Below are 13,357 nucleotides of genomic sequence, written 5' to 3'. Positions count from 1 at the left end.
CGGCTTGTATTATTTTTTACCCAAAATCCAATTTCCCTTTAAAATTAGTCAATAAACCAAGTTGCCAGAACATAAGATGGAGTATAAGATAGAAATAAGAACAAATTGTCAGAACATTTAGTCAAATTTGTGAAAGGTGTTACGACACTGTTTTGAAGGAGGGATTGCCGTGAATAAGAGCCACGAAGTCGAGTATTGCAATTTGGAGCTGCGATTTGAACGGCGGCAAATCCAAAATCTCATCCGCGATCTCATTCAGGAAGGGTACTCCTTGTATTGGAGCGAAACGGAGGTCCAGTTTCTCATCTCGATTCGAACAGGCCGCAAGCTGGTGAAGCTTAAGTTTCAGCGGATGAAGGATAGCTACAAGATGGTGGGAGACTATTTAATCCGGGACGAGAGGTTGTCGGAGCTACTGGAAAAGCTCATTAATGATTCCAGAGGTCATGCGGTGGTCAAGCGAATGAAGGATCGTCAAATCGTCATTGAGAGCATTATGTTCGGTGAGATTATACGACTTGTGGAGGTGTCCGGTATGGAACATCGGATTATTTATCAGAAGAAGCCGCTTGTGACCATGGAAGAAATGATCAAAGCTTTTCAATCCAAACGAGCAGAGGAGCGCGCCCAGGTGCTGCGCTACGAGCTTGACTACGAGCTGTCCGTTCTGTATGAAGCGCTGGAAGCTGAAGATGAGGCTGCTGTCCTTTCGTCAAAAGCAAAGCTTGGAGAGCTGCGGCTGGAAATGCTGCAACTCGAATTGTAAACGCCGTCTATTTGGGAACAAAGGTTGTACAAAATAGATAAAGCGGGTGTAGCCATTGCGGTTATTCCCGTTTTTTTTGTTTTTTTTAAAAATATAGCCCGGATGGCGGCAACGTTTGCAAGTGGAAGGTCGCATTCTGGCGCAATATAAGGTAAACTTTCTAAAGCGGTCAATAAAACTGATGGTGTTTTGATTATATTTTTAAACCCTACTAGTTTTCTTCTCTGCACAAAAGGAGTAAAATAGAGCTATTGTTGACCCAAATACAATAACAAAGGATGGAAGAACCAGATGTCTAAACAGCAAATCGGTGTAATTGGCTTGGCAGTCATGGGCAAAAACTTGGCCCTTAATATTGAAAGCAGAGGCTTTACGGTGTCGGTATTTAACCGCTCCCGCGAGAAAACGGATGACCTGATTAAAGAAGCAGCAGGCAAAAACCTCGTTGCTACTTATACAGTTGAAGAGTTCGTACAATCGCTTGAAGTTCCGCGCAAAATCCTGATCATGGTACAAGCAGGCGCGGGTACTGATGCTACAATTGACTCCCTGTTGCCGCATCTGGACAAAGGCGATATCATTATCGACGGCGGCAACGCTTATTTCCCTGATACACAGCGCCGCTCCAAAGCGCTTGAAGATAAAGGCATCCGCTTCATCGGCACGGGCGTATCCGGCGGCGAAGAGGGCGCACTGAAAGGCCCTTCCATCATGCCAGGCGGACAAGAGTCAGCTTACAAGCTGGTTGAGCCAATCCTTACAGCTATTTCGGCAAAAGTCGGCGACGACGCTTGCTGCACATACATCGGACCAGACGGCGCAGGCCACTATGTAAAAATGGTGCACAACGGCATCGAGTATGGCGACATGCAGCTGATCTGCGAAGCTTACGACCTGCTCAAAAACGTGCTTGACGTTAGCGTTGAAGAGCTTCACAGCATTTTCAGCGAGTGGAACAAAGGCGAGCTGGATAGCTACCTGATCGAAATTACGACCGATATCTTCTCGAAATACGATGAAGAAACAGGCAAGCCGATGGTAGATGTGATTTTGGACTCCGCTGGTCAAAAAGGTACTGGCAAATGGACAAGCCAAAGCTCGCTTGATTTGGGCGTTCCACTTTCCATCATTACAGAATCCGTATTTACTCGCTTCTTGTCAGCTATGAAGGAAGAGCGCGTAGCAGCTAGCAAAGTGCTGAGCGGTCCTGCAAAACAACCTTTCCAAGGCGACAGAGCGGCATTCATCGAATCCGTACGCAAAGCTTTGTTTGCAAGTAAAATTTGCTCGTACGCACAAGGTTTTGCTCAAATGCGCGCAGCTTCCGATGAGTACAACTGGAACCTGCAATACGGCGAAATCGCGAAAATTTTCCGCGGCGGCTGCATTATCCGTGCCCGCTTCCTGCAAAACATTACGGATGCTTACAACCGCGATGCGGATTTGCGCAACCTGCTGCTTGATCCTTACTTCAAGGAAATCGTTGAATCGTACCAAGGCGCATGGCGTGAAGTGGTTTCCGTGGCAGTATCGAACGGTACGCCGGTTCCTGCATTCGCAAGCGCGCTTGCTTACTTCGACAGCTACCGTACAGAGCGTCTTCCTGCGAACCTGCTTCAAGCACAACGCGATTACTTCGGTGCTCATACGTTCAAACGTCTGGACAAAGAAGGCACATTCCACTACAACTGGATTCAATCTTAATCGGGACCTTAAGAGGAGCGAGCGGCATTATTCGTGCGGCTCGCTCCTTTTTGCTGCGGTTAAACCGTAAGACGCTTCTTTGAGCCAGCTCCGCAAACGATCGGCTTCCTGTTCGGAAGCGCGTCCGCGGTGTATGAGGCTCATGGCCGCTTCTGCAAAGCAATGAAAATTACGCAACAATCGTGGCTGCGACAAACCTGTTAAAGCAGGATCATCGTCAGCCACCTTTTTTTTAATATATTCGAGCATCCAGATAACATCTTCGCGGGAAAGCGGATGAGTGGGATTTAAAATACGGCTAATGCGTAATTCCGCCTTCTGTGTGGCTGGGCATTCACGATCATTGGTCATTACGGCAACCCTCCTACCGTTTGATATAAGCATCATTATCAACGATACGGCAAAATGAACTTTTTTATACCCGATTTGCTGTAAAAAATGATATGATAGTTGAAGAAATTAATAGGATACACTAATTTGATGGGGGCACTAGAGAATGAATCAGGAAGCAGGCCGCCACAGCAAAATTGTGCTGGTAGGCTTTATGGGAACAGGGAAATCGACCGTCAGCCGCCTGCTCGCCGAGCAGCTCGGCTATGCAAGATTCGATACCGATGAGGAAATCGAACGCTCGCAGGGCAAGCGGGTCGCAGAGCTGTTTGCGGAAATTGGGGAAGCCGGCTTTCGCGATTTGGAGAGCGGCATCATTCAAGAGCTGCTAAGCCGCAAGGAGCCGGCCATTATTGCGACGGGTGGAGGCGCTGTTTTGCGTGAAGCCAACCGGGAGGCGATGCTGGGCGGAAGTCTCGTAGTCGCACTCAAGGCAAGCGCCGAGCAGATTATTGCGAGGGTACAGTCCGATTCGTCTAGGCCGCTGCTGCAAGGCGACGTTACCGCGAATGTGAACCGGATTATGGAGCAGCGCAAGCACGCTTACGATTTTGCACATCTGGTGCTGGATACGACATCGCTCAATGTGCATGCCGTATGCGCAACTATTATACAAACAAGGGAGACAAAATAAATGACAGATGTTTTAGTTACGCCCACACCGACGCTAAACGGGGAAATTCAAGCGCTTTCCTCTAAAAATTATACGACGCGCTACTTGCTGGTCGCTGCGCTTGCTGAAGGCACGAGCACGATTTATTATCCAGCTCACAGTGAGGACAGCGATGCGATGCGCCGCTGTATTCGCGATTTGGGCGCTACCGTAGAAGAAGATGAAGAGAAAATCGTCATTACCGGCTTTGGCCGTAATCCGAAGGATGTCAAGGAGCTGGACGTAGGCAATGCAGGAGCTGTTCTTCGTTTCCTGATGGCCATCGCATCGCTTTGCCCGGATGTGACGTTTGTAAACCGGTATCCGGATTCGCTTGGCAAACGCCCGCACAGTGATTTAATTGATGCGCTTGGGCAAATTGGCGTACAAGTCACCCATAATGAAGGCAAGCTGCCGATTACGATTAAGGGCGGACAAGCGAAGGGCGGCAAAATTCAAGTGTCCGGCGCTGTCAGCTCGCAGTTTTTGAGCGCCTTGCTGTTCCTGACTCCGTTGCTTGCAGAAGATAGCGAAATCGAAGTACTGAATGATTTGAAGTCCAAGGTTGTCGTTGGACAAACGCTGGAGGTGCTGGAGCAAGCGGGCATCGTTATTCATGCAAGCGAGGATTTGATGAACTACCGCATTCCAGGCGGCCAAAGCTACGAAGCGAAAACCTATATCGTACAGGGAGATTATCCAGGCTCGGCAGCGATTCTTGCGGCTGCGGCAGTGACGCAATCGGATGTCATCGTGCACCGTCTCGCTGAGAAAAGCAAGCAGGGCGAGCGTGCGATCGTAGATGTGCTTCGCATGATGGAAGTGCCGCTTACTCATGACAATGATATCGTTCATGTTAAGGGAAATGGCAAGCTGAAAGCTGTTGAATTCGACGGCGACCAAGCGACGGATGCGGTGCTGGCGATGGTAGCGGCCGCTGTATTTGCTGAAGGTACCTCGCGGTTTTATGATGTTGAAAATTTGCGTTACAAGGAATGCGACCGGATTACCGACTATTTGAACGAGCTTCGCAAAGCAGGAGCGAATGTAGAAGAGCGTCAAAGCGAAATTATTGTGCATGGACGTCCAGAAGGCGTTGAAGGCGGCGTCGAAATTAATGCGCATTATGACCACCGCGTTATTATGGCTTTGACGATTGTCGGTTTGCGCTCCAAGCAGCCGATTCGTATTCGCGACGCGCATCATGTAGCGAAGTCCTATCCGATTTATTTTGACCATTTGAAGGCGCTTGGTGCGAACGTAGAGTGGGTAGAATAAGCTTGCAGTAGGAGAAATAACAGGTGGAATAAGGGAGGAGCGGTTCATATGGCATTTGAAAATCCATCACGCGAGGAAATTAAGCAGCTGCTTGAGCAAAGTGCTACTGTAGCGGTGGTCGGCTTGTCGGACAAGCCTGACCGCGTCTCTTATATGGTATCGCAGGCGATGCAGGCTAAAGGCTATCGCATCATTCCGGTTAATCCGGCTGTGAAGGCGGCAGAAATTTTAGGTGAAACCCGATACGAGACGTTAAGTGATATTCCATTTAAAGTGGACATCGTTAATGTGTTCAGACGCAGCGAGCATACCCCGCAAGTCGCGGAGGAAGCCGTTGCAATTGGTGCGAAAATTTTGTGGCTCCAGCTTGGCATCGCTAATGATGAAGCGGCGAGCATCGCTGAAGCTGGTGGATTGCAAGTGATTATGGACCGCTGCATTAAGGTCGAGGATTCGATTTTGCTCCCACAAGGAAAATCCAAAACCTGACTGTAATAAAAAACCGATCGATTTAACACAATAAGAAAGGCTTCAAGGGGCGATGCAGCATGTCGTTCATGAAGACTTTCTTTTTTAATGTCGAGGAGGACAACACGTGAATCAAATGTCGCAACAGCCAGGATATTTCCAAGGGCAGCAAGGTCAACTGGGTCAACAAGGTCAATTTTCGAACAACTATCAGCCATCGGGCTTCGTACAGTCGCATTATCAAGGCCAACTGAGCGAGCCAACCTTTAACCAGAACCCAAGCAGCATTGTGCAATCTCCAACTGGCGGTTATCAGGCGACGAATCAGCACAGCTACAGCTCTGCTGCATATTTGCCAAGCCATCAACAAAATGCGGGAATGATGCAGCATCAATATCAGCCGAATAGCGGCTACCAATCGAACACGATGCATCACCAAGTTCCAAGCTATACTTCGCACCAAAGCTCGGCTAATTATGGAGCGAATCCGGTGATCTCGCATTTAGGCTATCAATCGAGCCCGCAGCAGCATTATGTTCAGTCCCACACAGGCTATGCTAACCAAAACTTCTCAAGCGGCGGCTATTCGGGCATGTCCAATAACATGTCCAATAACCAAAACCAAACGCATGGCGGCATGCCTGTACAATCGGCAACAGGACATAATCCGGTGTACCACGCAACGAACGCTTATGCACAATCCGGTCCGGTCATTTCGCAATTGGGATGGCAGGCTGGACAAAACCGCTAAGCTATATACGCAGGGCTTAAGCTAAGCCCTGCGCTGTAACGTTATATTAGGAAGAATCATCAACAGGAGCGGGCCGAAAGGCCCGCTCTTCACTTTGACAAAACGTGCGGAAAGCCTTACCATCGAGAAAAAGACATTTTAATCAGCAAAGGGGGTACGAAAGTGAATATATTAGGAAGCCTGCAGCAGCTCGGAAGAGCATTTATGCTGCCAATGATTGTGCTTCCAGCAGCAGCCTTATTTTCGAGCCTCAGTCAATTGCCGTGGGATTATATTGGACTGCCGCAGCTTACGCTTTATTTGCAGGCCGCAAGTCACGCCATTTTTACTTACCTTCCTTATTTGTTTGCGGTAGGCATTGCGCTTGGTATGACGGGAAATGCGCTTGCAGCTGCTTTAGCGGCACTTGGCGGGATGTTCATTTATGTGGGCATTACCCAGACGGCTGTGCCGGAAATTGAGCCGACGGTGTTTATCGGAACGTTGATGGGCATCATCTCAGGCTTTAGCTATGAACGATTTAAGAACTTGCGTTTGCCTGAATACATACAATTTTTCGGAGGGCCGCGGTTTGTACCGCTGTTTGTCAGCTTTATATCGGTCTTATTTTCCATATTTATGATTGGACTAACGCCTTATATTGAACGCATGCTTGAAGAGCTTGGCAACATCGTAGCTTCAGGAGGCGGGTTCGGTGTTTTTCTTTATGGCTTTGTCCATCGAATTTTGGTCGTGTTTGGCCTGCATCATCTCGTCAGCCATGTGTTCTGGTTCCAGATTGGCAGTTATACGATGGCGGATGGGACAACCGTATATGGCGATTTGCCGCGGTTTTTCGCTGGCGATCCAACAGCAGGCGTGTTCATGGCGGGAATGTACCCGACGATGATGTTTGCCCTGCCTGCAATCGCGCTTGCCATTATCCATGAGGCGAGGGAGGATCTTAAGCCTAAAATCCGCAAAACGTTTATGTACGCGGCTCTGGCTTCCTTTTTGACTGGTGTGACCGAGCCTGTAGAATTTGCCTTTCTATTCGTTGCGCCTTATTTGTTCGTCGTGCATGCGCTGCTATCGGGCGTCATTATGTGGGTGACGTATGAACTTGGCATTCGCCATGGCTTTTCTTTCTCGGGCGGAGCGATTGATTTTATCGTCAACGAGCATTTGGCCACGCGCGGCTGGCTGCTCATTCCAATCGGTATCGTGGTGGGGCTTATTTATTATTTTTTGTTCCGCTGGGCGATCGACCGTTTTCAAATTCCGACCCCTGGGCGCGAGGAAGGCTCGCATCTCGATGAGTGGGCTGGCGATATCCCGCAGCGTGCGCCGCTTATTTTACAGGCGATTGGCGGCAAGGACAATATTGTGAAAATGGAGTCCTGCATTACGCGGCTGCGATTGAAGGTAGCCAATGAGAAGCAGCTTGATATCGCAGCGCTGCGCAATTTGGGGGCAGCCGGTGTCATTCGCCTCGGCGGCGGCAATGTGCAGGTCGTCTTCGGCACATATTCGGAGCTGATTCGCGGGGAAATTTTGAATACTATTCAGCGGGATCAGGAGCAGGTGCTGTTCAGCTCGCCGATGCAGGGAAAAATGATCGCGCTCAGCGATGTGCCCGATCCGATTTTTTCCGGCAAGCTTGTTGGCGATGGGGTTGCGTTCATACCGGATAAAGGGGAGTTAGTCTCGCCTGTCAAAGGTGAAGTTATTCATATTTATCCGACGATGCATGCGATTGGCATTCGAACGCCAGAAGGGCTTGAGGTGCTGCTTCATATTGGCATTGACACGTCCCTGCTTGGCGGCAAAGGCTATTTCAAGGCTGCTGTCAAAGAAGGGGACAAGGTGCTTCCCGGCGACCTGCTCATCCGCTTCAATTTGCAGCAGGTTCGCAAGGAGAGCAAATCGCTCGCTACTCCGATGGTGATTACCAATTCGGATATGGTGCGTTCATGGCGATTTGCGCCATATAAAACCGTTAAAAAAGGACAATCTTCCGTGATGTCGGTCGTGCTTAAAGAGATACAAGTTGGAGGGGAAAGGCCATGATACAAGGTATTGGAGCGTCAGCAGGCATAGCGATCGGAAAATCATTCGTATTGCCCAGCTGGGAGTGGGAGCTGCCGGAGCAGCGCATCGATGTTGCTGATTTTGCCCGTGAGTTCGAGCGAGTATATGAAGGCATCCGAACGTCAAAATTCGAAATCGAGCAAATGAAGGACGAGCTTCGGGAAGTGGTTGGCCCTTCGGAAACCCATATTTTTGACGCGCATCTTGCGATTTTGGACGACCCGGTGTTTATGAATGAAATTCAAGGCATTATTAGCCGGCAATACAAGGCAGCAGAGGTAGCGGTCAAGGAAGCAATCGATCATTTTGTGACGATGTTTGATTTGCTGGATGATGAATATATGAAGGAGCGCGCGCTGGATATAAAGGATGTCGGCAATCGGCTGCTTAAGCATTTGCTAGGCGTGCCGGAAATTAAGCTTCCATCCAACACGAAGCCGTTTATTCTCGTCGCCAAGGAGCTTTCACCTTCGCAGCTTGCCCATATTAATCCGCAAAATGTGCTTGGCATCGTAACGCTGGCAGGAAGCACGACTTCCCATTCCGCTATTATGGCGAGGGCGCTCGGCGTACCTCTTGTTGTTGGCGTGGAAGCGAAGCTGGAGGAACCGATTCAGACGGGCCAGATGATCGTGCTCGATGGCGGGGACGGTGTCATGTACGTGCAGCCGGAGCAGGAAGTTATCGCGCTGTATTCGGCGAAGCAGCGGCAGCAGCAGGAGGCGAAAACCCGTCTGCGCGATATCGTCGATCATAAGTCGATGACGCCGGATGGCAAGCGGCTGGAGCTGGCCGCTAATATTAGCTCCTTCAAGGAGCTGGAAATTGCTTTGTCCAGCGGGGCGCATGGCGTCGGCTTGTTCCGCACCGAGTTTTTATATATGGACCGCAATCGCTTCCCGCTGGAGGAGGAGCAGTTTGAAGTATACCGCAACGTAGCGGAGAAGCTGGAAGGCAAGCCGCTGATCATTAGGACGCTTGATATTGGCGGTGACAAGCAGCTCGATTATTTCAATATCGCCGAGGAAGACAATCCGTTTCTAGGCTATCGGGCTATCCGCATATCACTGGATCGCAAAGATTTGTTTAAAGTGCAGCTTAGAGCCATTTTGCGGGCAAGCCATTTTGGACAGGTCAAGCTAATGTACCCGCTTATTTCGTCGGTTGAGGAGGTTCGTGCAGCCAATGCGGTATTAGCGGAGGCGAAGCAGGAGCTAGAGCAGGAAGGCCAGCCGTATAACCGGAATTTGCAGGTAGGTGTCATGATCGAGGTTCCGGCTGCGGTAATCATTGCTGATCTGCTTGCAGGAGAGGTTGATTTTTTCAGTATTGGGACGAATGATTTAGTGCAGTTCACCCTTGCTGTAGACCGGATGAATGAGGAAATATCGCATTTGTACGAGCCCTTCCATCCCGCAGTGCTGCGGATGCTTAAGCTGACGATTGATGCGGCGCGCCGCAGCGGCATTAAAGTAGGCGTTTGCGGAGAGCTGGCAGGGGATGCCAAGGCGCTGCCGATATGGCTAAGCCTTGATGTTGATGAGCTTAGTATTTCTTCGCATTCGCTGCTGCAGGTGAAAGAGCGGCTGCTCCGCACAAGGCAGGAAGACAGCCGCTTGCTGCTGCCTAAGCTGCTGGAATGCCGCACGAGTGCGGACATTCATGAGCTGCTGGGACAGTTTATGGATGAAAATGATGCCAGAAGGCAAAGCGCTTCTATTTCTTAGAATTTTTCTTAGCCTTTGTATTGCTCTAAAGCGTCAACGAAAGCTTTGGCGTATGGCGGAAGATCGGGCGGGCGTCTCGCAGAGATGAGATTTCCGTCTACGACAACCGCCTCGTCAAACCATTCGGCACCGGCGTTTTCCATATCGTCGCGAATGCCTGGCGTAGAAGTGACTTTGCGTCCTTGCAATATTTTTGCAGAAATGAGCACCCAGCCAGCGTGGCAAATTTGGCCAATCGGCTTGCCAGCGGCATCAAGCTCCTGCACAAGCTCAAGCACTTTAGGGTAGCGGCGGAGCTTGTCCGGCGCCCAGCCTCCGGGAACGAGCAGGCCAATAATGTCGCTGCTGTTCACTTCATCAAAGCTGAGGTCGGCAACGGCGGGCACGCCATATTTTCCAATATGCTTCTTGCCCTTCTCAGGACCTGCATATAGCACGGTAGCTCCCGCTTCGCGGGCGCGATATACCGGATACCACAGCTCCAAATCTTCGAATTCATCATCAAGCAGGCAAATAACGGTTTTATTGTGTAATGACAAGGATTTCCCCTCCAATTCATATTGTCTTACCTATTGTATCGAAGGAGAACCTATGAAGCAAACAATAGCAAAGCGTTCGGTGCGGGTGCTTCGCTGTATTCCAGCCGTGCTCGTCATGGCAGCGATTTTTGCTGCATCAGCGACGACGGGCGAAGAGATGAATACGCTGCTGCCGTTTTTTCAAAAGCTGTTCCCGCAAATGGCGAGCTTTGATTGGGGACATTTTGTCGCATATTTTATGCTCGCCGCCGCCATCGATTTCGCTATCGGAGCGAGAGCCGACCGCATCGTAATCAAAGTGTTGATTGTGCTGCTGTGCGGCCTCTATGGGATCACTGACGAATTTCATCAGTCCTTCGTAGGGGGCAGAATGCCAGATGCGGCCGATGTCCGCAATGACATGATTGGAGCTGCAATGTGGGCTATTCTGGTGGCACTGCCGGCAGTACGCCGATTATGGCGGCGAATTGCCCGGTAGTCCAGTTTATTCAAAGGACATCAATCAGAAAACAGCGGCTGCCAGAATTCCAAGCTTTCACCCCATGGCGGCCAACGCCCGGAGCCTGCATTTATCGTTCATTTTTAATAGTAAAAATTACATAAGACTGCAAGCAGGAGTTTTTGCGAAAAAGGTCGAATATTTTACGCATCTCAAATTATGAGCATAAACGGAGATGAAGGGCGGTACAGCCGTCCGCGTGAAGGAGTGGACCAACTTGGAAAAGCGGTGTCATTGTGGTGACATCATGAAGATGAAGCTGCGTACCGTCATTTATTCTGGGAAAGTGGAAATAGACAATGTGCCTATTTATTCCTGCGTGGCCTGCAGTCGAAGCGAAGTGTTTCCGGAAGTGAAGCCCGATTTGACTGGTCTGATTGCCCAGCTCGGTGCAGAGCCATCGAAGCAGACCTTTTTTTTCGATGAGTGCAATGAATGGGCGAGCCTGCTCGTCATTGCCAGAAACACGAAGAAGCAATCCGATCCTGCTGCGGTGGAACGGCTTATTCAGGAGCGCATCGATGCGCTGCTGGACCTGCTGCTGCTTGCTCAAGCGCTTGAGGATCAAGTATGGATAGCGGATATTACGAAGCGGCTAGGCCAAATCAGCCGGCCGACAAGGCATACATAACGCAATAAAACGATGGGAATGCGAGCAGTTGCTTGTGCGGAAATGAAAGCGCCCCGGCGCTGACATTGCGAAAAGTAATATTTTGTCGTATGATTATTCTATTGTGCAGTGGGCGAAAGTAAAAAATCTGAGATAATGGAGAGAAGGACCTTGACGGTAACCATTTATGATGTAGCAAGAGAAGCAGGAGTATCTATGGCTACGGTTTCCCGGGTTGTCAATAACAATCCGAATGTGAAACCCGCAACCCGCAAGAAGGTTTACGAGGCCATTGAGCGTCTGGGATACCGTCCTAATGCGGTAGCTAGGGGCCTTGCCAGCAAGAAAACAACGACTGTTGGTGTCGTAATTCCCGATATTTCCAACGCTATTTTTGCGGAAGTGGCACGGGGCATTGAAGACATTGCGAATATGTACCACTATAATATTATTTTGTGTAATGCGGATAAGAAGAAGGATAAAGAAATTCGCGTTATTAACACGCTGCTGGAGAAGCAGGTTGACGGATTGCTCTTTATGGGCGGCGCAGTAACGGAAGAGCATATGCAGGCGTTCAAAACAACGAATGTCCCGATCGTATTATGCGCAACGACTGATGAGAACGGCGAAATTCCTTCCGTTGATATTAATCATGAGGAAGCGGCTTTTGATGCGGTCAACAAATTGCTGGAGCAGGGCCACCGCCGCATTGCGATGATCAGTGGCACGTTGCAGGATCCTGCGAATGGTTATGCCCGTTTCCAAGGGTATAAGCGCGCGCTGGAGACAGCTGGCATTGCTTATGATGACACGCTTGTCCGTATCGGCAACTACCGTTATGAATCTGGTATTGATGCCATGAAATATTTTATTGAGCTGGACGAGCGTCCAACTGCGGTATTCTCAGCGACAGATGAGATGGCGATTGGTGCCATTCATATGATTCAAGACTCTGGTCTGAGTGTGCCAGGCGATATTTCGGTTATTAGCGTAGATAACAGCCGCATGGCTTCAATGGTTCGTCCGCAATTGACAGCCGTTGCCCAGCCTATGTATGATATCGGAGCTGTATCGATGCGTCTGCTCACAAAGCTGATGAATAAAGAAAATGTGGATCACTCCAAAGTCATTTTGCCGCATGAGATGATTGTGCGCCAGTCTGTTGGAGGGGTATAGGAAGCATGACTTTTAACAAAATCGGCATCATTGGGGCGATGGTGGAAGAGATAGAACTTCTCGGCCAGCACGTCCAAGTAACGAAAGAAACCGTTAAGGCTGGCATTACTTATTTCGAAGGCCAGTTTCATGGCAAGACCGTTATTTATTGCAAATCCGGTGTTGGCAAAGTGAACGCTGCTGTATGCACGCAAATTTTAATTGATTTGGGTGCAGACTGCGTGCTGTTTACGGGCGTAGCCGGAGCTGTTGATCCAAGCCTGAATATTGGCGATATTGTCGTATCCACGAGCTGTGTCCAGCATGATATGGATTGCACGCCGCTAGGCTTCGCTCGCGGTGAAATTCCATTCCATGCGCGTTCGGAGTTTGTGGCGGATGAGCGGCTAGTCCAACTGGCCGTTGATTCGAGCAATCGCTTGTTCGAAGGGCGCAGCTTGAAAGGCATTGTGTTATCCGGTGACCAATTTATTGCGAGCCGCGAGACGGTTGCGTTGTTGCGTGAGACGATGAATGGCGCTTGTGCGGAAATGGAAGGCGCTTCAGTGGCCCATGTATGCGACATGAATGAGGTGCCATTCGTGGTCATCCGCTCCATGTCGGACAAGGCTGACGGATCTGCGCATGTCAATTTCCCAGAGTTCACGGTGAAAGCAGCTAACAATTCCTACGCCATTATTGACGACATGCTTCGACATATTTAGTTCATAAGAAGGTATCAAACCGC

General features: G+C 49.7%; 14 protein-coding genes. 12 read left to right on the top strand and 2 right to left on the bottom strand.

The genetic code is table 11. The annotated features are described in order from the left end of the window. Positions 1 to 169 precede the first annotated feature (169 nt). Together BBD42_RS28020 and gndA are read left to right on the top strand one after the other, a co-directional pair. Complete coding sequence (locus BBD42_RS28020) at positions 170 to 766, top strand: hypothetical protein (protein WP_099520834.1); 597 nt, start codon at positions 170 to 172, stop codon at positions 764 to 766. A 291-nt stretch (positions 767 to 1,057) separates the two neighbouring features. Next, positions 1,058 to 2,470, top strand: a complete 1,413-nt coding sequence (gndA, locus tag BBD42_RS28015) for an NADP-dependent phosphogluconate dehydrogenase (RefSeq protein WP_099520833.1) — start codon at positions 1,058 to 1,060, stop codon at positions 2,468 to 2,470. Between the two features lie 27 nt (positions 2,471 to 2,497). On the opposite strand, the gene BBD42_RS28010 is transcribed toward gndA, so the two are convergent. Then, entirely contained in the window at positions 2,498 to 2,821 is a 324-nt protein-coding gene (locus BBD42_RS28010; protein WP_099520832.1) for a hypothetical protein, read from the bottom strand. A gap of 145 nt (positions 2,822 to 2,966) precedes the next feature. Between BBD42_RS28010 and BBD42_RS28005 the strand changes: the two genes are divergently transcribed. The 6 genes from BBD42_RS28005 to ptsP all read left to right on the top strand — a co-directional run bounded on the left by BBD42_RS28005 (position 2,967) and on the right by ptsP (position 9,806). Continuing rightward, the gene (locus tag BBD42_RS28005; protein ID WP_099520831.1) at positions 2,967 to 3,494 is read left to right on the top strand and encodes a shikimate kinase; all 528 of its coding nucleotides are present in this window, start codon (positions 2,967 to 2,969) and stop codon (positions 3,492 to 3,494) included. After that, the gene (gene aroA / locus BBD42_RS28000) at positions 3,495 to 4,790 is read left to right on the top strand and encodes a 3-phosphoshikimate 1-carboxyvinyltransferase (protein WP_099520830.1); all 1,296 of its coding nucleotides are present in this window, start codon (positions 3,495 to 3,497) and stop codon (positions 4,788 to 4,790) included. Positions 4,791 to 4,838: 48 nt separating this feature from the next. Beyond that, positions 4,839 to 5,279, top strand: coding sequence for a CoA-binding protein (locus BBD42_RS27995; protein WP_099520829.1), 441 nt, complete (start codon positions 4,839 to 4,841; stop codon positions 5,277 to 5,279). A gap of 106 nt (positions 5,280 to 5,385) precedes the next feature. After that, entirely contained in the window at positions 5,386 to 6,009 is a 624-nt protein-coding gene (locus tag BBD42_RS27990) for a hypothetical protein (RefSeq protein ID WP_099520828.1), read from the top strand. A 162-nt stretch (positions 6,010 to 6,171) separates the two neighbouring features. Further along, positions 6,172 to 8,058 (top strand): glucose PTS transporter subunit IIA, encoded by a 1,887-nt coding sequence (locus tag BBD42_RS27985; RefSeq protein ID WP_099520827.1) that lies wholly within the window; start codon positions 6,172 to 6,174, stop codon positions 8,056 to 8,058. Further along, positions 8,055 to 9,806 carry a phosphoenolpyruvate--protein phosphotransferase gene (ptsP, locus tag BBD42_RS27980; protein ID WP_099520826.1) on the top strand — a complete coding sequence of 584 codons (1,752 nt, stop codon included), beginning with the start codon at positions 8,055 to 8,057 and terminating at the stop codon, positions 9,804 to 9,806. The genes BBD42_RS27985 and ptsP overlap by 4 nt, the downstream gene beginning before the upstream one ends. Before the next feature lie 8 nt (positions 9,807 to 9,814). Here ptsP and BBD42_RS27975 read toward each other — a convergent pair whose 3' ends face one another. Next, entirely contained in the window at positions 9,815 to 10,345 is a 531-nt protein-coding gene (locus tag BBD42_RS27975; RefSeq protein ID WP_099520825.1) for a type 1 glutamine amidotransferase domain-containing protein, read from the bottom strand. Positions 10,346 to 10,397: 52 nt separating this feature from the next. Between BBD42_RS27975 and BBD42_RS27970 the strand changes: the two genes are divergently transcribed. The 4 genes from BBD42_RS27970 to BBD42_RS27955 all read left to right on the top strand — a co-directional run bounded on the left by BBD42_RS27970 (position 10,398) and on the right by BBD42_RS27955 (position 13,334). Then, complete coding sequence (locus tag BBD42_RS27970; protein WP_099520824.1) at positions 10,398 to 10,823, top strand: VanZ family protein; 426 nt, start codon at positions 10,398 to 10,400, stop codon at positions 10,821 to 10,823. A gap of 238 nt (positions 10,824 to 11,061) precedes the next feature. Then, positions 11,062 to 11,475, top strand: a complete 414-nt coding sequence (locus BBD42_RS27965) for a hypothetical protein (protein ID WP_056039103.1) — start codon at positions 11,062 to 11,064, stop codon at positions 11,473 to 11,475. A gap of 150 nt (positions 11,476 to 11,625) precedes the next feature. Then, a complete protein-coding gene (gene ccpA, locus BBD42_RS27960) occupies positions 11,626 to 12,630 on the top strand; it encodes a catabolite control protein A (RefSeq protein ID WP_056038693.1) in 1,005 nt (334 codons plus the stop codon). Positions 12,631 to 12,635: 5 nt separating this feature from the next. After that, entirely contained in the window at positions 12,636 to 13,334 is a 699-nt protein-coding gene (locus BBD42_RS27955) for a 5'-methylthioadenosine/adenosylhomocysteine nucleosidase (protein ID WP_099520823.1), read from the top strand. Positions 13,335 to 13,357: the final 23 nt, after the last annotated feature.

It is taken from the genome of Paenibacillus sp. BIHB 4019 (assembly GCF_002741035.1).
Taxonomy (GTDB): domain Bacteria; phylum Bacillota; class Bacilli; order Paenibacillales; family Paenibacillaceae; genus Pristimantibacillus.
This window is presented reverse-complemented; position numbering and strand designations above follow the sequence as displayed.

What these genes read in the sequence shown, in the direction of transcription:
- aroA (WP_099520830.1), top strand. Translation starts at nt 3,495, where the DNA reads ATGACAGATGTTTTAGTTACGCCCACACCGACGCTAAACGGGGAAATT.
- BBD42_RS28005 (WP_099520831.1), top strand. Translation starts at nt 2,967, where the DNA reads ATGAATCAGGAAGCAGGCCGCCACAGCAAAATTGTGCTGGTAGGCTTT.
- BBD42_RS27995 (WP_099520829.1), top strand. Translation starts at nt 4,839, where the DNA reads ATGGCATTTGAAAATCCATCACGCGAGGAAATTAAGCAGCTGCTTGAG.
- BBD42_RS27970 (WP_099520824.1), top strand. Translation starts at nt 10,398, where the DNA reads ATGAAGCAAACAATAGCAAAGCGTTCGGTGCGGGTGCTTCGCTGTATT.
- gndA (WP_099520833.1), top strand. Translation starts at nt 1,058, where the DNA reads ATGTCTAAACAGCAAATCGGTGTAATTGGCTTGGCAGTCATGGGCAAA.
- BBD42_RS27955 (WP_099520823.1), top strand. Translation starts at nt 12,636, where the DNA reads ATGACTTTTAACAAAATCGGCATCATTGGGGCGATGGTGGAAGAGATA.
- BBD42_RS28010 (WP_099520832.1), bottom strand. Translation starts at nt 2,821, where the DNA reads ATGACCAATGATCGTGAATGCCCAGCCACACAGAAGGCGGAATTACGC.
- ptsP (WP_099520826.1), top strand. Translation starts at nt 8,055, where the DNA reads ATGATACAAGGTATTGGAGCGTCAGCAGGCATAGCGATCGGAAAATCA.